The sequence below is a fragment of the Streptomyces sp. NPDC088766 genome, assembly GCF_044750845.1.
Classification (GTDB): Bacteria; Actinomycetota; Actinomycetes; order Streptomycetales; family Streptomycetaceae; genus Streptomyces.
On record NZ_JBIVKQ010000049.1, the window covers coordinates 1 to 16,551 of the forward strand.

Here is a 16,551-nt window from a genome sequence, read left to right on the forward strand (position 1 = left end):
GGCCGGACGAACTCCCACTCGGCATCCGACAGTTCATGGCGACGTATCACCCCACCATGATCCACCACTCAAGATCATTTGAAGACACCGCCTAGAGCGTGTCTCCTTGGTGCTGTCCGCCGTGCGAAGCTGTGCGTCATGGAGCCTTCGATAGTCCGTGGACTTGCTCTGCCCGCCCTGCTGACGTCGCTCATCGATCGCGGCCTCTGGCGTCATCCGGGCGATGCGGTGCTGGCGAAGGCCATTCCGTGGTTCAAGGACCCACTTGGCTTCGTGTCGAACCCCGAGCAGATGGCGTACGCGTCCCAATCGATGGACATGTTCGCCGATGATCCGCACTCCGACTTCTTTCGCCAGGCACGCGGAAGCAGGAGCGTCGCCCCGCTCGAACTTCCTTGGCTTGACGTTGACCAAGCAGTGCTGATCGCCACCACTCGCAATCCCGGTGATGATGGAGCCTTGGCTCTCGACTACCGGACTGACCCCTCAGATCCCCGCATCGTCGGCAGTGACTTCTGGACGGATCCCCTTCTGTGCGAGTGGCGGGTCGTAGCGCCTACTTTCTCGGGTTTCGTCTCGAGTTTGGGCATGTAGCTTCCGCAGTTATGTCACTGCCGCGCCCAGAGAAGGATGGACGCGACGTGGAGTGCGGCCTGGTAGGCGATGGCGAGTTTGTCCGTCCGCAGGGCCAGGGCGCGCCACTGCTTGAGGCGGGCGATGCACCGCTCGACGGCATTGCGCTCCTTGTATTTCTCGGCGTCGAAGCTGGGTGGGCGGCCTCCGGCACGGCCTCGCCGCAGGCGGTGACCGATCTGGTCTGCGGGCTGCGGGATGACAGCCCGGATGCCTCGGCGACGAAGGAGTCCCCGGATCGCGCGGGATGAGTAGGCGCGATCCGCCAGGACGGTTGTCGGGCGGGTTCTTGGCCTTCCGGGTCCGCTGCGCGGGATCCGAATCCTGGCCATGACCGCCTCGAAGGCCGGCGCGTCACCAGCCTGACCGGCGGTGACGTGGATACCCAGAGGACGGGCCCGGCTGTCACTGGCCAAGTGGACCTTCGTGCTCAGCCCGCCACGGGAACGTCCGAGCGCGTGATCCTCCGGCTCCGACCGGCCGGGCGCCCCCTTTTCCTGGCTCCGGCCGAATGTTGGTGAGCCCGGCAGACAGTGGAGTCCACAGAGACTGTCCAGTCCACATCGTCACCCTCATCCGCCGCAGCAAGTAGTGCCGCGAAGATGCGTTCCCACGTGCCGTCCACGGCCCACCTGATCAAGCGCTTGTGAGCGGTCTGAAAAGACCCGAGCTCGCTGGGCAGGTCCCGCCAGGGCGAGCAGGTGCGGTACTTCCACGCAATGGCCTCAAGGGTTCGGCGGTGGTCAGCCCACCGTCGCCCACGGGCCGGATCGTCCGGCATGAACGGTTCGATCCGGTCCCACATCGCATCGGTGATCACCAATCGGACAGACACATCCGATCAACTGACCAGCCCATCAAAGAGACACGCTCTAGGCTTACGAGTCAGGAATTTCATTCAGATGTGTAGGGTTGCGGGGCGGCGCGTACCGGGCGGCTGAAGGCCGAGTTGATCCTGTCGGACGAGGAACGGGCTGCGCTGGAGGGATGGGTCCGGTGCCGTTCCACGCCGCAGGCGTTGGCCCTGCGGTGCTGGATCATCCTGGCCTGCGCTGACGGAGCCTCCAACAAGGACGTGGCCGCTCGGCTCGACTCGACACCGCATGCGGTGGGCCGCTGGCGAAAGCGGTTCGTCGAGCACCGGATCGCCGGCCTGGGTGACATGTCACCGCCGCGAGCGCGGCTCCTCGGAAGCCTGGCTTGAGGAGCCCCAGCGGGCCGACGACTGCCGATGCGGCATCACCGCACAGTTGACGAATAAGCACGGCGGCGGTCAGCGCAGCTGGGCAGCGCACCGTCACCGAGGTCCGCACCCCATACGAACACAGCCGGGCGCCGGCCTTCCCACAGCAGCCAGGGTCTCGTCCAGACACAGCGGCATACCGCGGTGCATTGCTAAGCCATGGAGATGTCCTACGATGCAAGAGACACCAGGGGACCACCCCGGACCCGAAGGGATCCTCACAGACCTGTTAAAAGGACTGGGAGACCCCGAAGGCCCGACGCTGGCTCCTACCCCAGCAATCGGGCCCCCGAGGTGCCGCAGTCACGAGCCCGGCCGTCTATCACGCGGTCGGGCTCACTGCGTGAGCGCCCACCATCCGGCCATACCCTCCCCTGGTCAGAACCAGAGGTACTGCAGCAGTCCCCAGACAACCTTGGCGATCACAGGCGCCCAGTCGACCCATGCCTGTCGCTTCGGCAGACCGCGGCCGCACTGGGTACAGCGATCACCAGAAGATCCCTCCTCGGTCATCCGTTCATCCCTCCCTTCGGTCCCAGCAGGGACTCCCAAGTCAGACTCGGGAGCTTCGCCTCAGACCGAGGCGAACAACTGAGGCGAGACCTCCGGAAGGAACTGGCCCCAAGCATAAGGTCCTTCCCCGGATACGACGGCCCGGGGGAACACAACTTGTGGGCTGCTGAATGCATCCAACCACTAGATGTAGGGCCTGCCTCATTCACCCAGTCCGTGTCGCGTGTCGCATCGACGGTCCTCACAAGGAGCGTAGCGACGGTCACATTCAGTACACGGAACCTTCCGCACACCGCCCTCCGTACGCAGAAGCATGGAGCCGTGCCGCCTGGCCATCCCAGGACTGCCGCGAGCGCCGGAGGAAGAAGCGATGAGACTCTCACCGGCTGGACCAGGCAGTCTGGGGATGCCAGGGGGAAAGCGGGGCTCTCGCGCGGAGTCGCGCTTGGTTCCCGGTCCACCGAGGGGGCGAATGGCAGGCTGGGGCCACATTTCACAAGGTGACGGCTTCGACGGCGAAGAGCCCGGCAGGCGCCCTTCGCACCCGCTGAGCAGCGCGTCAGCCGCACGCCCCGTCACATGATCGAGTCAGGCTATCCACACTTTTTCACTCGAACGTGTGTTTGGCACGACCTTTCGGAAGCAACTACCGTTGTCCAGCGGGGAGACAACCGAGAGGGGCCGGCGCGGCCACCACCGCAGACAGTGCCACCATCACTGCCCAGGACCGCTCCCAGGGCCGACTCGAGCCGGTGCACGCGATGAACGAACCCGTGAACCCGGAGGGGCACAAGCGCTCACTGCCGGGCCGACCTCCAGGCATCCGGGCGGACAGCTCGGGGCTCACCGACCGTCAGCGGCGGGTGATCGAGGTCATCCGGGATTCCGTGCAGCGGCGCGGATACCCGCCGTCGATGCGGGAGATCGGCCAGGCGGTCGGCCTGTCCAGCACCTCGTCGGTCGCACACCAGCTGATGGCACTGGAGCGCAAGGGCTTCCTGCGCCGTGACCCGCACCGCCCGCGCGCGTACGAGGTGCGCGGGTCCGACCAGGCCACGGCGGTGCAGCCCACGGACACCGCCGGCAAGCCCGCCGCGTCCTACGTCCCGCTGGTCGGCCGGATCGCCGCCGGCGGCCCGATCCTCGCCGAGGAGTCGGTGGAGGACGTCTTCCCGCTGCCCCGGCAGCTCGTCGGCGACGGCGAGCTGTTCGTCCTCAAGATCATCGGCGACTCGATGATCGAGGCCGCGATCTGCGACGCCTACAAGCCGATCCCCGACAGCGGACGAACCTCCCCGACCACCCCCGGGCGGGGCCCCGGGATCCCTGCCCCACGTCGGCGGGGAGGACACCCTCTTACGTGCTCTGCAAGCGGCGGGCGAAGTTCTCCCCGCCGACGCGGGGATGCTTCGTTCGAGGCGGGCACATTCCATGTCCTCCCCGCCGACGAGGAGGTGTTCCGTGGAACGGGGTCATCGAGGCGGGAGCTGATGGTTAGGCATACTTGGGTGTGGATGAGGACGGGAACTCCGTCGGCATCTGAGCACGGCGAAGCGCCCTGCCATCTGCCGGAGCAGGGGCGGGGTGTTGTTCTGTCACGGCTCGGTGACTCATGCTCACACACTGCATGCAGGTGGGTACCGTGTGGCCAAGTTCGATTCTTGGGGGACCCATGCGTATCCGCGCCACTACCGCTACAGCTGCCTTACTCCTCGCCATGCTCACCGGCTGTGGCGACAGCAGCGCCGACTCGTCGAAGTCAGCTGTGCCGTCTGCGGCCGAGAGCGTTGACTGCACCAGCCAGACGCTCAGCCAAGCCGACTGGATGGCGAACTGCTCCGAGAGCGCCGGTACAGGTGGCGACGGGAGCGGTACGGGTGCCGAGGGGACCGACGGCGCGGAGACGCTCGCCTGGGGGAAGCCGGCCCAGACAATCGGAGCGCAGAGCCCAGCGGACGGCACTGCGGGAGGCGAGCCGCTGGAAGTGACGCCGACGACCATCGTCTACCAGAAGGGGGCGATGGGGATGACGGCCGTCAACGGCCTGTACGCGATCATCACGGTGAAAGACCGTGCGCCTGGGGCAGCAGCTGCGGAATCGGCGCCGATTGAGGGCGGCGGCTGGCAATGGATCGCCCCTGACGGGCAGGCCCTCAGCGCAGGGGACGGGGAAGCCAGCAGCATCACCCCGCAAGGTTTCACCGGAGGCGGCACCATCCCCGCCGGTGCGTGGAAGTGGCGGACCATCGCCTTCGACATCAGTGAGGCGCAGCGCGCCGGCACCCTCGTCTACACCGACGGCACCGCCGTGGCCTTCCAGTGGACGGTGCCCGCAAAGGACAGCGGGCCCGAGGTTTCGAAGCTGAAGAAGGGCATGGAAGGCGAGTACTGAACGTCCTCCGCGCGTTGTTGCCCGCTGTCGCGATTCGATGTGTCTGCGACGGGCTGCGCGACGGGTTTTCGGTGGGCCGTTCTCACTCGGCGGAGGCGCTCCAGATCTGGGCTTGGTTGACGACCGGGAGCGGTTCGGCGCGCTTGTCGGTCTTGTGGCGGGGGGGCGTCGACGGCAGTGAGCGCTCCGGAGCGTTGATCGAGCAGCAGCACATGGGGGCCCGCCCAGGTGATCCCGAAGGTTTGATCGAGGTCGCTCGAGCTGACTGCAGGAAGTTTGTCGAGTTCGTGGCAGGTGTTGCCGTCCAGGTCGAGGATCGCCAGGCGGTGGGTGAGCAGAGCGCTGAGGTACCAGCGGCCGCTGGGGTCGAGTGTGCCCGTGCCCACCAGGTCCCTGCCCTTGCAGGAGGGAGCGGCGGTGTTCTTGCGCTGGTTGAGGTCGTAGACGTGGGTGCAGGTGCCTTTGCCACAGCTGTCGTCGCGCCAGATCACGTGGTCGCCGGCGGCGGCGATCACGCTGGCGTCGGTGGCGAGGGTTTCGGTGACGGTGCCGGTCCGGGTGTTGAGAAGCACGAGGTCGGTCACCGCCCGTACGCTGGCGCCGCCTCCTCCCATGTCGCCGGTGGTCCGCAGGGCAAGCAGGCCCTGGGAGGTGTCGGCGACAGGCCGCAGGCCGCTGTCGAAGTGGTGAGGGAGGGGCGGCCGGACGTCTCGTACCGGGTCGCGGTATAGCGGGCCGAGACCGATTGCGGCAGGTCCAGTCCGTTGCACGGCTCCGGGGACGGTGTGCCGGGGCAGCATGTCCTGAGGCTCGTGCGAATCCGCCGGGCGGCTTCGAGAGCCGCACCTGCGACCGCGCGACCTGCGCCGCGGACCGGACGGGACGTCCCGCGCGCCGATGGGGCGCGCGTCCGGCGCCGGGCGGGTGGGGAGTACCCGCCCGGCAGGCCGTCGACGCGAGGGCGCCGGGACCGTCAGATGTCGATGACGCGGTAGGCGATGGTGTAGACGCCATCGGACCCCTCGAGCGAGCGGTACTGGATCTCGGCGCCCGCCTCACTGCCCGTCACCAGCGTCGCACCCAGCTTGTCGTCGCCGCTCGTCGTGTCGTAGTCCCACAGCGTCATGGTGCGCGCCTGCTGCTTGCCGAGGACGAGGGCCGCGTTGCCGTTGCCATCGGTCATCGACCGGACGTAACCCGGGCCCATCGTCTGGTACTTGAGGCTCCCCGGCCATACCTTGACGGCGTTTCCGTTGGCGTCGGTGATCTTCAGGTAGGCCTCGTCGTGATCGCCCTCGCTCTGCTGGTGACAGGTCAGTTCCAGCAGTTCGATGCGGACGTAGTCGATCGGCTCGGCCTGGGCCGCCGCGGCGAATCCGGCGACGCTGCCCAGCGAGAGCAGAGCGGCCGTGGCCACTCGAGCGATTCCACGCATGGTTGGTTCCCCCTTGAACGGTGTGGTGGCCCCGCTTTGTCCTGCGAGGCCCGTGCCGTCCCCCGGCACGCATCTACCCTGCCCGCCGTCACCGCCTCGCATCTACGCGCGTCCCACTGAGCGGAACGCGGCCGGACGCCCTCACGGACGTACCTCGATCCCGGACCGGCTCAGTGCACGGGTGACGGCGGCGGCTGCTTCGGCGACCCGGTCCGCCATCACTTCCAGCCGCTGGCCGGTCTCGACCATCACGGCCACCGCCCCCACCACGGCCCCCGCCGCGAGCCGCACCGGCAGCGCGGCGCAGCAGACCCCGGCCACCACATCCTCCCGGTCCAGGACAGCGCCGCTGCGCACCGAGCCTCGCAGCGCTTTGCCCAGCGCCGTGTCCAGCGAGAACGCCTCGCCGTTGCGGACCGGTACGAGTGGCTCCGTCCGGCCGGGCACCGAGCAGACCGTCAGAGCCCGTTCCTCGTGCATCACCGCCAGCACCGCACTGCCTCCGGTGGCGGCTCTCAGCCGGTGCAGCGGCAGGCGTCCCGCCATGCGCAGTCCCGGGTGCGGCTGCCATGCCTGGCCGAGCCGGTAGAGCTGTGCGCCCAGCCGGTAGCGCGCGCCACGGCGCTCCACGGCCCCCAGGGCCACCAACTGCTCCAGCAGTCGGTGAGCCGTGCTCTTGGGCACTCCGCAAGCTACCGCCAGTTCGGTCACCCCTGCCTCGTCGCCGTGCTGCCGCAGGGCTTCCAGCAGCGCGAACGCCCCCTCCAGCACTCCGCGTCCTTTGTCCGCCGTTCGTGTACGTACGGCTGTGTCCATGACATCCCCCGATGGTGTGTACCGGTCGCGTCCCCCCACAACGGCGCGGCCCTCAACGTCCGGGACCATGTTCCCCGGACCGCTGTGCCGGGCGAAACCATTCCGGCGTGCCGTCCCGCACACACCTGGGATGCTCGAAGGCTGCTTCCGCGCCACCGCTCCCGTGACTGCTGAGAGGGGGTAGCGGCGTCTCCAGTCCTCTTTCAGGGGCTGTTGTCCGATGGTGCGTGGGCGTCCGGGTCGGGGGTGAAGGGGAGCTGGAGGCAGACGCACAAGACGTCGATGCAGGTCTGGCGCACGTCATGAGGGCTGTCCAAGAATCGATCGGTTTATGGACACCCTCTCCCCAGGGGTGTTCAGCTGCCATGCTGAGCAGCTGAACACCCACCTCACCCACTTGGAGAGCAGCGTGGAGCTGAGCGCCACCGGCGAACCCGACTTCATGCACGAAGACACCCAGGTCCACGTCGGTATCGACCTTCGGCCGGGCAGCCTCACCCTCACCCGGGACGGCAAGGACTTCGCGGTGCACCACGCCCTGGTGGAGTTTGTCTCTGTCCCCGGGAAGCCGTGGACAGCGGACAAAGTCAAGTTCTCGGCCGAGGGGCCGGACCGCAAGTCCGTGGGGTTGACCGTCGATCTTCTCAACGACACTTGGAGCGGCCCCCGGGCTGGTGTTCCCGCCGCGGTATGGAAGGTTGTGGCCCTCGCCGCGACCTCCGCCGGAGACGTCGGCATCACCTACTCACATCCCGACCCCGCCTAAACGACGAAGGGCCCAGCCGACGGCGGATTCCAGTGGTCGTTGCAACACGTGATCTCTGACGTGTGGCACAGAGAGTTAAGCAGTCGCTCGGTCGTGATCACGCGGCCGGGCGGCTGCGGTCACGCATGGGCCGTACTGGCGGCCCCCGAGTCTGCGTATGCTCGCCTCGATTATTGCTCAGATCGCAGAGGCTGACGGGGGTGCGCGTGCTGAGGCTGCTCGGCTTATTCGATGACTTCGGTTATTCGAGCGAGTTGGCTGCGGGGCCGCTGAGGGCTCAGGTGCAAGCGTCCGGCAAGCCGGATGAAGCGGAAATCGTGGAGTATCTCGACGTAGGCCATCACCTCACGTACTTCATGGAGGCAGGGGTCGATGTCGTCACGGGAGAGGTCCACCGGCACACGTCCGGCTGCTCGTCGCTGGTAACCGATGGCATGTGGGTATGGCGCGCGGACTTTGCGCACTACCTGGAGGTGTATCACGTGCCGTTGCCCGCAAACTTCGTTGCCCGGGTTCGCGGGCTTCGCCACCAGATGCCGGACCTGGTCGGTGCAGACTTCGCACCGGTCTTCGACGAGATCGTCCTCCGGTTCGGGTGGACGGATGTCGAGCCGTGGGACGCGGAGTCGCTCCTGCGACCGAAGCCACGGGCCGTTTCGACCCGTGCCGAATTCGTGGCAAGGGTTCGGCAGGAACGGCCTGCCGGACCCTGGGGGAAGGCGCCACGTAAGCCGCGCAGGGGCAGGGAGCACGGTTTTTAGCCCTCGCCGCTATACGCGATGGGTCTGATCAGGCGGCGAGTAGTTTGTGCAGGCGCTCGGCTGGGGTCTCCCAGCCGAGCGCCTTGCGGGGGCGGCTGTTGAGTTCGGCCGCGACGGTGTCGAGGTGGTCGCGAGTGTGCCCGGACAAGCTGCTGCCCTTGGGGAAGTACTGCCGCAAAAGGCCGTTCGTTTTCTCGTTCGAGCCTCGCTGCCAGGGGCTGCCGGGGTCACAGAAATAGACCGGCATGTCCGTGGCGACGCTGAAGGCGTGATGGGCGGCCATCTCGGCGCCCTGGTCCCAGGTCAGGGACCGTTTCAGGTGAGGCGGAAGAGTCTGGACCGTGTCGACCAGGGCCTGGCGGACGGCGGCGGCTCCGTGGCCGTTGGGAAGGTGCACCAGCATCAGGTAGCGAGTGCTGCGTTCGACCAGGGTGGCGATGGCGGAACGGGAACTGCTGCCGATGATGAGGTCGCCCTCCCAGTGGCCCGGGACAGCTCGGTCAGCGGCCTCAGCGGGCCGCTCGCTGATCATCACCATCGGGTGGGGGAACCGCTTCCTGCGGCGTGCCGAGTGGCGATGAGGCCGGCGCACGGCGCGTCCCGTACGCAGGGCGCGGGTCAGTTCCCGCCTCAGTTCACCGCGGCCCTGGACGTAGAGCGCCTGGTAGATCGTCTCGTGAACCACGTGCATCTCCGGCCGGTCGGGGAAGCGCCTGCGCAGAGCGTGGCAGATCTGCTCGGGACTCCAGCGCAGGGTCAGGTGAAGCTGGACGAAGTCCCGGAGCTCCGGGTTCTGGCCGATCTTGCCGACCTTCGGCCGAGGCCGACGCCGGACCGCTCGCCGATGGGCCGCATGCGGTCGGTAGTACCACTGGCCGCTGGGCAGGACCGTGCGGTTGCGGCGGATCTCCCGGCTGATCGTGGACGGACTGCGTCCCAGCTCGGCAGCGATCGTGCGGACGGATGCCTTCTCCCGGAGGCGGTCGGCGATGTGGATCCGGTCCGCCTCGCGCAGGTAGCGCGAAGGAGCGTCGTCGGGCTCCTGGGCGGCCGCCGGGTCCAGGTCCTCGGTGTAGCGCCACGGCCCCGTTCCCACGAGGGGCGGTGCCGCCTTGTTCTTCCCGGACGCCTGCCGGCCGTTACGCCATCGCCTGCCTGTCCGGTCGTTGATGCCAACGATCCGGCAGGCGTCCAGATGAGAAGTTCCTTGATCCACGAGCAGAAGGTATGTCTCCCGCTCGCGGCTCAACTTCTTCGGCCCTTGTGGCCGTCGATCCGCCCGGACCTCGAAGTCCATCGCATCCCCTGAGCTGGGGTGTCGCGACGACCACTAGAACTCAAGCAGCGTCCGGGCCTTCGTCGTGCCGCGGAATCTTTCTTCCCGGCCGCTGCTGTCCGGGGCCCGACTTCCAGCTCTACGGGGTGAGGAAGCCGCGCCTGGGAGGACAAGACGCAAGCACTTGAGACCTGCCACTGTCCCGCTTCCTCATCCGAACTCTTGCCGGAGGCAGTACCGATGACCACCCGCCAGACGCCCAGGGCAACACCCGCGCCGATCGCCGCTACGCTGAATACGCCACCCTGGGCTCGGGCCGAAGCCCCGCAGGGACGCTCTCAGGCAGAGAGCAGCAGGACCGCCGACCGCGCGGCGCACTCCCACGCGGACGACACCACGCAGGTGTCCGCGATCCCCGTTCTCCCCGTCCAGAGGAGCCCTGTTATGCCCCGGGACATCGATCCCGAGCTGCCCGCGCAGCCCTGCCCCGACCACCAAGCCGCCGTACCCGCCGGCCCGAACCGGTCGCAGCGCCTCGCCCGTCGTCTGCGCATCATCACCGCCCGCACCAGGGCTATCGCCTGGAAGCTGGTGAAGCTGTCCATCAAGGAGTTCGTCAAGGGCTTCGCCAAGAAGGCTGGTGCCATCACAGCAAGCGTCGTGGGCGTGATCGTCGGCGCCTATGCGCTGGGCATCGACCCGGCCGACGCCGTACGTCGCATGCTCGGCAAGTGACTGCCTCTGCTGCCCGGAGCGGGCCGCACGCCAACTCCGGGCAGCAGAGGCCGGCCAGGCCGGGCATGCGGCAACCGAAGAGAGCGGTCAGAACGGCGGTTCGTCCGAATAGCCACCTGTCTGCTGCGAGGGTTGGGGAGGGGCCCCAGTCGCCCACGGGTCATCCTGCTTCGGCTGCGAGGGAGCACTCCCCCAGCCCCCGGTCGATGCAGGTGCAGTACCGCCCCACCCGCCAGATGGCCGCGCTGCCGGAACCGCTGGCGGGGTGGGGGATTCGGGCTGGACCTCGTCGATGTCGTCGTAGAGGAGCTGGCGCAGGTGCTGCCGGCAGGTGGTCGGATCACCGTCACCGTTCCAGTCGCCGGACTCCTGCCATCGCCTCCGGTCCGGATCCTGATTGCCCATCTCGCACAGGGCGCGCAGGACCGCGTCAACCCGCTCCCATCTGGCAACCGACTCACCACGCAAAAGTCGGCGGATCGTCTCCCGGCTGACGGGAAAGGCATCGGTCATGGACCGGGTCGTTGCCGCGACGCGGGCGAGCGTAGGACGGCCAGCTTCGGTGTAGTGGAAGAACAGCTCTGCCACGAACGCTCGCCTGGTTCCCGGAGGCAACTCGTCACGACCGGGCATGCGCATCATCTGAGGCATCCACCAACTCTCGCACGCCCAGGCTTCCTTCGACCTGTAAAAACCCATATTGGCGGAGCATGACACCCCAAGTAGACACGTGATGCCCCGTGTTGAGGTCACAGAGACCCGCAGTAGCTCGTATTGGTGCCCCTTCAACATGGATGAACTTCTTTTGACAACCCACTGTTTCCGCTGGTCAGAGCCGGTTTCGAGGTGCTTTTCTTGGCCTTCGTTCCACCCCGCGAGACCCCGAAAATCTCAATGGGTGGACAACGGCACGGCTGTCGCCGGAAACGGCGACGGCCCCCTGGTGGGCAGGGAGCCGTCTGCAGAAGACCGAACATCCCCGACGAAGGAGAAGCTCATGTCCAAGCCCGAGCGTACGGGCAACAGCCCGGACCCGGAACCCCTCCCATCGAGGACCCGGTGGGCCAAGCGCGCCCGGCGGCTCCGCAACGAGGCCGGCCTGCATCTGATCCGAGGGGCCGCAACCGCGGTCGGCGGTGCCGTCGTCGCGTACGGCGGCCTCTGGATCCAGTCGCGCTGACAGCGGACAGTGGGGCCGGGCAGGGTGAGCCTGTCCGGCCCCACTGTCATCGGGTCAGCCGAAGTCGAGCGGCTCCTGTGCGAAGTTGGCGGGGGCGGGGGCGGGGACGCGTCAGGAATCAAGTGCTCACCTCAGTGATGGCGTCCGCGATCAGGACGGGCAGGTGGTTGATGCCGACTTCCAGGAGCCGTTCGATCGGGACCGCGTACTTGCTGTTGTCGACGTTGATGAGCGTGCCCCAGGCCGCGGGTTGATAGCGGGAGAGCATGGACAGCGCGTACAGGACCGCCCACCAGGCCATCAGCGGGTGCAGTTCCCGCTTCATCGGCGGGAGGACGGGCAGGAAGTACCGGTCTCCTCTGTAGCTGCGGGTCATGGCCCGCAGGTGGGCCAGCCGCTCGGCTCCGGTCGCCAGTCCGTCGAATCCGGTCCCCGCCCCCTGGGGCATCTGCCAGTTGATCGTCATTTCGCCCCCGCCATGGTCGTAGCGGCTGTACTCCGGAGGCGCCTCCGAGCCGAGGCTGAGAGCACGGGTGGTCACATAGCTCTCGTGCTGGGCGACGGCGGGGTACGAGGCGAGGAAGTCGGCCAGCGCCTCGCGGGTGCCAGCGTCGATGACCCGGTCGGGGATGTTGCACACGGGGACGCTCAACAGGGAGTGGTCATGTGTGCCGACGCCGACCTCGTCCGTGTACAGCGGGGTGAGCCGGTCCCTGGTGGTGAGCGGGTAGCGGAGGTTGGGGGGCAGCAGGTCCCACATGTCCTCGAGGCGCACCGGGTCCTTCTCCCACACCGGGGAGTCAAGAACTTCGCTGACCTTTACGAAGCTGCCCTTGGTGCCGGGCGGGTCGGTGCGGATCTCGATGTCGGGGAAGGGCAGGTGGAACCCGGTGGCCTTGATCGCGTGGGAGTCGAGGTTCCAGTCCTCGCCCTTGAGGGTCACTGCGGCGGCCGCGATGGCGCGACCGGCCTGACTGAGGCCGTAGAAGACCTGCATGGGGCGCGTCGCGGTTCCTACCGTGGCGGCGGCCTGGAACGTCTGCTCCGCCTGTTCGAGGGCGGCCGCGTAGGTCTTCCGGCGGGAGCCGGTGTCGGCTCTGCCCGGTGGATTCCAGCGGCTGGCCCGCAGCCGCTCCCACGCCTGGGCGGCGTCGAGATCGATGTGCATGACTCGGGACGCTACCCGCTGTCGGGTTGACGCCGCAGGGTGAATTTTTCCCTCGTGTACGCGTGCGCGTATCTAGTCGCATGAGTCCAACTTGCCTTGTTTTTTTAGCTCTTGACAGTTTTTCAGGTGCTCTGTCACGGTCTTGTTCGCCCGCTTCGGGCGGACCACGAGAGAGGAAGATCCCCATGGCACGACTGACCGAGTACGACGACGCCCAGGCGGCGAAGCGCCTGCGCGTCCCCGTCGCCGCCTTCCGGTGGGCGCAGCACACCGGCCTCGTCCCAGCCCCGGACGTGTCCTCCTGGCAGTGGTCGCGGGCCGCCGTGGAGGCGATGGACGCGGACGCGATCCAGGCCTCGCTCCCCCACGAGCCGATCTCCGCCGCGGCGGCCGCGGACCGGATCGCCCGACCAGGTGGCGGCGGTCTGCAGGATCGAGGGCCTGGCGCAGCGGCTTGCCGACGAAGCGCCGCTGGGGCCTGACCAGGCCGCTGCCCGGCTGGGCGTGAGGAGGGTCGACTTCGACTACATGCGTGACTTGTTGTGGGTACGGCCAGCGGAACGACGGGAGGTGCGTTTCGGCACGTCGCGGGCCGGGGCGGTGATGGTCCCGCTGTTCACCACGGCGTCCGTCGACGCGCTGCCCGGCGCGCACCCCGAGGTCGACTGGGAGCAGTTACGCAACATCGGAAAGGGCCGGCGGTCTCCGCTCGCTGCCCTGGTGAAGGCCAGGCAGCAGGAGAAGGAGGCCGCTGCGGTGTAAGCAGGCTCCACCCGTGTGGGTGATGACAGCCGGGCGGTTCGGCGGGACGCTCAGCAGAAAGTCGAGAACACCGAAGACCACTTCAGGGCCCGGTCGCGTAGCGCGGCCGGGCTCGCGCCGTGCGGCGGGACGGCTGTACCGCAGCAGCTGTGCCGCCCGGGCCGCCTGCCAGCTGTGCGGGAGTGCGCCAGCAGGCGGCCGGTGTGCCGAAGGCGCAGGCTGATGGTGCGGAGTGGCCCGTGGACGTCGCCCTCGCGCGGCCTGTGACGCAGCTGCCGACAGGCCCGTCGTGGGCGTACGAAATCAAGGTCGACGGCCACCGGACCGTGCTGTGGCGGACCGAGGACGGAGTCCGGCTGCAGTCGCGGACCGGCCGCGATGTCACCGCGCCCTGGATGGACCTGGCCGTGGCCGCTATGAACTTGCCGCCCGGCGTGGTCCTGGACGGTGAGGCCGTTGTGTACCTCGCGGCCGACGACGGCAGTGTGCACATCAGCTTCGCTGCGGCGCAGTCGCGCGCGCTGTCTCGCCCCCGGCGCGCGAGGGAGCTCGCCGACCAGCACCCGGCGACGTACGTGGCGTTCGACATCCTGGCCCATCCTGCGGCGGGCTTCCCCGACCTTCGGCCGCGTCCGTACGTGGAGCGCCGCCAGGTCCTCCTGGACGTGCTCGCCGACGTCGGTCCGCCGATCATGCCGGTTTGGTCGACCACGGACCTCGAGGAGGCCCTGCTCTGGTTCGAGACGCTCGAAGGCACCCGTGTTGAGGGGATCGTGGCCAAGCCGCTCCGGTCGGCCTACAAGGCTGGCCGTGTGTGGGCCAAGGTGAGGCACGCGGACACCGTCGACGCCACCGTGGTCGGCTTCACTGGCACGGCCCGGCACCCGAAGGCCCTCGCCGTGCGGCTGCCCGACGACCGGGTGGCGCTGTCGCAGCGGCTGACCACGGCACTCGCCTCGGTCGTCAGCCCGCGTCTGGTCCCCCAGGCCGGGCGGGCGTTCACGAAGGCCGGCGACTCCTACACCCCCGCCGCCGGGGACGTGATGGTGGAGGTCGTGGCGGGCACGACCCGGCACGCGGTCGTCACCGTGGTCCGGCTGCGCTGACCGATGGCACGGTGCCATCCAGCGCGGCCGGGCAAGCAACTTTTGCCGGTACGACGCTATTCGGCGGGGCGTGCCTCGTGCGCGAGCTTGGGGGTGGCGGACTCAGCTTGCACGGCAGACCGGTCGGGGATGGTCGGCGCGGCCCGGCGGAAGTCCAGGTCGTCGAATTCCCCTATTGCGTCGGCGAGCTGGTCGCCGACGATGTCGCGCAGCACCTTGATGGCCGTCACCAAGAGATACCTGTGTTCAGGGGTGAACAGATGGTCGAAGGCGGCCTCGGTGTAGGCGTGGTCGCCGCAGCGTGCGTCGAAGCAAGCCAGTTCGGCGGTCTGGACGAGGTCCCGCGCAATCGCGGGGTTGGCTCGCAGCTTGGTGACCAGGTCGATGTAGCGGTCAAGCCACTCGGGTGGTTCGGCAACAATGGATTTGAGGCTGGCGACGGCAATGTCCTGCCGGGTGGCGCCGCCCCTGGTGTAGCTGTCGTGGATGCGCCGGACTTGGTGTTGGACGAGTTCGTCTGCCTGGCTGAGAATTGCCAGGATCTGGCTGTTGTCGGGATCTCCGAGGGTGACCGCGCGGGCGGCCCGTTCCTTCAGGTCGCTGGCGGGGACGACATCCAGGCGGGAGGCGTCGCGGATTGCGGCCAGCAGCAGCGCGATCAGGGCGTGGCCGGCCAGGACCTGTGAGGTCGGATTCGGGACAACGCCCTGGCGTGTAGCGGAGTTCAGCGCGACCAGCGCGTTAAGGCATTCGGGCGAGTCGGCCAGCAGGCTATCGGCACGCAGAAACGCCGCCAGTCCACCGGGGATATGTCTGAGTCCCTTGAGCTGGGTGTCAGTGCGACGTTCCGCCTGTTCACAGCCCATGCCCTGGATATGGGCGAATCGTTCGGGTACCCAGGCGTGGCCCTCCTCCCTGGAGGCGAGGGTCTGCATGTCCATAATCTGCAGATCCAGCGCCTGGGCGATGGCCCGGCCCCGGCGGGTAATGGTTTGGCGAACGAGGACGGCTCGTTGGGTGCCAGTCAGGCGCTGCAGCCCGGAGAGCCACAACAGCCGATCCGGCTCGCCAGCCTGTCCCTTGGTGGTCTTGCATTCCAAAACCGACAGGCTCGTCCGCAGCCGACCATCGATGTCGACCGCGAGCACGTCAAGGTCGGTCAGGATTTCGCGCCCCCGGTCGGCGGCTACCCGCAACGGGACCCGCAGGCGAGCTAGGGCGCCCTCAGCGAACTCGAGGCGTCCCACCCGCCGCTCCAGGTCCGCGCCTGGGTCCTCGGGACGAGTGCGGTTCGTCTGGGCGGCCGCCACTAGAAGTTCCTCCGGGCCGTCGTGTCGCGCAGTGCTGACATGAACCGCCGCGAGTCGGCGTCGTCCAATACGACTGCGGTGGCCACCTGGGCGCGCTCACGTTCCAGGTGGTTGTACGAGCGTTGCTCGCCGATCCCGGCAAAAGTCGTGTTCTCTCCGCCAGCGGTGTTCCCGCGCGCGTCGAGGATCGCGAGCGCTTGCTCCGCGACCTCGGCCTGCAGCAGGCGCATCCGGGCATTGCGGCCGTCGCCTACGACTTCGATCGTTCCAGCGGTTTCGAGCATCGCGTAGTCCTCCGCGATGCGCTCGTGGCGGCCGGCTTCTCCGTCGCGGATGAGGGTGTATAGGAACGCACCTGGGCTAGGCGGTGTCTTCAAATGATCTTGAGTGGTGGATCATGGTGGGGTGATACGTCGCCATGAACTGTCGGATGCCGAGTGGGAGTTCGTCCGGCC

At 68.0% G+C, this 16,551-nt stretch carries 19 protein-coding genes and 1 pseudogene; 11 read left to right on the plus strand and 9 right to left on the minus strand.

Features of this window, described 5'->3' with window-relative positions:
• The first annotated feature begins 138 nt into the window (after positions 1–138).
• Positions 139–594 carry a hypothetical protein gene (locus ACIP5W_RS35335; protein ID WP_401482123.1) on the plus strand — a complete coding sequence of 152 codons (456 nt, stop codon included), beginning with the start codon at positions 139–141 and terminating at the stop codon, positions 592–594.
• A 14-nt stretch (positions 595–608) separates the two neighbouring features.
• Here ACIP5W_RS35335 and ACIP5W_RS35340 read toward each other — a convergent pair.
• A protein-coding gene (locus ACIP5W_RS35340) for an IS5 family transposase (RefSeq protein ID WP_401482151.1) occupies positions 609–1,438 on the minus strand; the annotation gives its coding sequence in 2 pieces (ribosomal slippage) (positions 609–1,112 and positions 1,115–1,438; 828 coding nt in all).
• Positions 1,439–1,651: 213 nt separating this feature from the next.
• Here ACIP5W_RS35340 and ACIP5W_RS35345 point away from each other — a divergent pair.
• The 3 genes and pseudogenes from ACIP5W_RS35345 to ACIP5W_RS35355 all read left to right on the plus strand — a co-directional run bounded on the left by ACIP5W_RS35345 (position 1,652) and on the right by ACIP5W_RS35355 (position 4,781).
• Positions 1,652–1,837 (plus strand): helix-turn-helix domain-containing protein, encoded by a 186-nt coding sequence (locus ACIP5W_RS35345; RefSeq protein WP_401482153.1) that lies wholly within the window; start codon positions 1,652–1,654, stop codon positions 1,835–1,837.
• A 1,313-nt stretch (positions 1,838–3,150) separates the two neighbouring features.
• Positions 3,151–3,648 (plus strand): annotated as a pseudogene (lexA, locus tag ACIP5W_RS35350) (transcriptional repressor LexA); the annotation flags it as partial.
• Positions 3,649–4,106: 458 nt separating this feature from the next.
• Positions 4,107–4,781, plus strand: coding sequence for a hypothetical protein (locus ACIP5W_RS35355; protein WP_401482154.1), 675 nt, complete (start codon positions 4,107–4,109; stop codon positions 4,779–4,781).
• On the opposite strand, the gene ACIP5W_RS35360 is transcribed toward ACIP5W_RS35355, so the two are convergent.
• The 3 genes from ACIP5W_RS35360 to ACIP5W_RS35370 all read right to left on the minus strand — a co-directional run bounded on the left by ACIP5W_RS35360 (position 4,679) and on the right by ACIP5W_RS35370 (position 6,987).
• A complete protein-coding gene (locus ACIP5W_RS35360; RefSeq protein ID WP_401482125.1) occupies positions 4,679–5,365 on the minus strand; it encodes a hypothetical protein in 687 nt (228 codons plus the stop codon). The genes ACIP5W_RS35355 and ACIP5W_RS35360 overlap by 103 nt on opposite strands.
• 389 nt (positions 5,366–5,754) lie before the next feature.
• Positions 5,755–6,216: a hypothetical protein gene (locus ACIP5W_RS35365; protein WP_401482127.1), complete on the minus strand. Its 462-nt coding sequence runs from the start codon at positions 6,214–6,216 to the stop codon at positions 5,755–5,757.
• 141 nt (positions 6,217–6,357) lie between these two features.
• A complete protein-coding gene (locus ACIP5W_RS35370; protein WP_401482128.1) occupies positions 6,358–6,987 on the minus strand; it encodes a helix-turn-helix domain-containing protein in 630 nt (209 codons plus the stop codon).
• Between the two features lie 376 nt (positions 6,988–7,363).
• On the opposite strand from ACIP5W_RS35370, the gene ACIP5W_RS35375 reads away from it, so the two are divergent.
• Positions 7,364–7,798, plus strand: coding sequence for a hypothetical protein (locus tag ACIP5W_RS35375; RefSeq protein ID WP_401482130.1), 435 nt, complete (start codon positions 7,364–7,366; stop codon positions 7,796–7,798).
• Positions 7,799–8,004: 206 nt separating this feature from the next.
• Positions 8,005–8,559 (plus strand): hypothetical protein, encoded by a 555-nt coding sequence (locus ACIP5W_RS35380; protein WP_401482132.1) that lies wholly within the window; start codon positions 8,005–8,007, stop codon positions 8,557–8,559.
• A 28-nt stretch (positions 8,560–8,587) separates the two neighbouring features.
• Here ACIP5W_RS35380 and ACIP5W_RS35385 read toward each other — a convergent pair whose 3' ends face one another.
• Positions 8,588–9,856 carry an IS30 family transposase gene (locus ACIP5W_RS35385; protein WP_401482134.1) on the minus strand — a complete coding sequence of 423 codons (1,269 nt, stop codon included), beginning with the start codon at positions 9,854–9,856 and terminating at the stop codon, positions 8,588–8,590.
• Positions 9,857–10,279: 423 nt separating this feature from the next.
• Here ACIP5W_RS35385 and ACIP5W_RS35390 point away from each other — a divergent pair, with 423 nt between their 5' ends.
• On the plus strand, positions 10,280–10,570 hold the full coding sequence (locus tag ACIP5W_RS35390; RefSeq protein ID WP_401482136.1) for a hypothetical protein: 291 nt from the start codon (positions 10,280–10,282) through the stop codon (positions 10,568–10,570).
• Positions 10,571–10,657: 87 nt separating this feature from the next.
• On the opposite strand, the gene ACIP5W_RS35395 is transcribed toward ACIP5W_RS35390, so the two are convergent.
• Complete coding sequence (locus ACIP5W_RS35395; RefSeq protein WP_401482137.1) at positions 10,658–11,158, minus strand: hypothetical protein; 501 nt, start codon at positions 11,156–11,158, stop codon at positions 10,658–10,660.
• A gap of 409 nt (positions 11,159–11,567) precedes the next feature.
• Between ACIP5W_RS35395 and ACIP5W_RS35400 the strand changes: the two genes are divergently transcribed.
• A complete protein-coding gene (locus ACIP5W_RS35400) occupies positions 11,568–11,750 on the plus strand; it encodes a hypothetical protein (protein WP_401482139.1) in 183 nt (60 codons plus the stop codon).
• Positions 11,751–11,868: 118 nt separating this feature from the next.
• Here the strand turns inward: ACIP5W_RS35400 and ACIP5W_RS35405 are convergent, their stop codons facing one another.
• A complete protein-coding gene (locus ACIP5W_RS35405) occupies positions 11,869–12,918 on the minus strand; it encodes a YaaC family protein (RefSeq protein WP_401482141.1) in 1,050 nt (349 codons plus the stop codon).
• Positions 12,919–13,103: 185 nt separating this feature from the next.
• Here ACIP5W_RS35405 and ACIP5W_RS35410 point away from each other — a divergent pair, with 185 nt between their 5' ends.
• From ACIP5W_RS35410 to ACIP5W_RS35420, 3 genes are all read left to right on the plus strand, one after another.
• Positions 13,104–13,400: a hypothetical protein gene (locus ACIP5W_RS35410; RefSeq protein WP_401482143.1), complete on the plus strand. Its 297-nt coding sequence runs from the start codon at positions 13,104–13,106 to the stop codon at positions 13,398–13,400.
• A gap of 88 nt (positions 13,401–13,488) precedes the next feature.
• Positions 13,489–13,680 carry a hypothetical protein gene (locus ACIP5W_RS35415; protein WP_401482144.1) on the plus strand — a complete coding sequence of 64 codons (192 nt, stop codon included), beginning with the start codon at positions 13,489–13,491 and terminating at the stop codon, positions 13,678–13,680.
• A 239-nt stretch (positions 13,681–13,919) separates the two neighbouring features.
• Positions 13,920–14,786 carry an RNA ligase family protein gene (locus ACIP5W_RS35420; protein ID WP_401482146.1) on the plus strand — a complete coding sequence of 289 codons (867 nt, stop codon included), beginning with the start codon at positions 13,920–13,922 and terminating at the stop codon, positions 14,784–14,786.
• Between the two features lie 56 nt (positions 14,787–14,842).
• Here ACIP5W_RS35420 and ACIP5W_RS35425 read toward each other — a convergent pair whose 3' ends face one another.
• Positions 14,843–16,096 carry a hypothetical protein gene (locus tag ACIP5W_RS35425; protein ID WP_401482147.1) on the minus strand — a complete coding sequence of 418 codons (1,254 nt, stop codon included), beginning with the start codon at positions 16,094–16,096 and terminating at the stop codon, positions 14,843–14,845.
• Entirely contained in the window at positions 16,096–16,380 is a 285-nt protein-coding gene (locus ACIP5W_RS35430) for a hypothetical protein (protein ID WP_401482149.1), read from the minus strand. The genes ACIP5W_RS35425 and ACIP5W_RS35430 overlap by 1 nt, the downstream gene beginning before the upstream one ends.
• Positions 16,381–16,551: the final 171 nt, after the last annotated feature.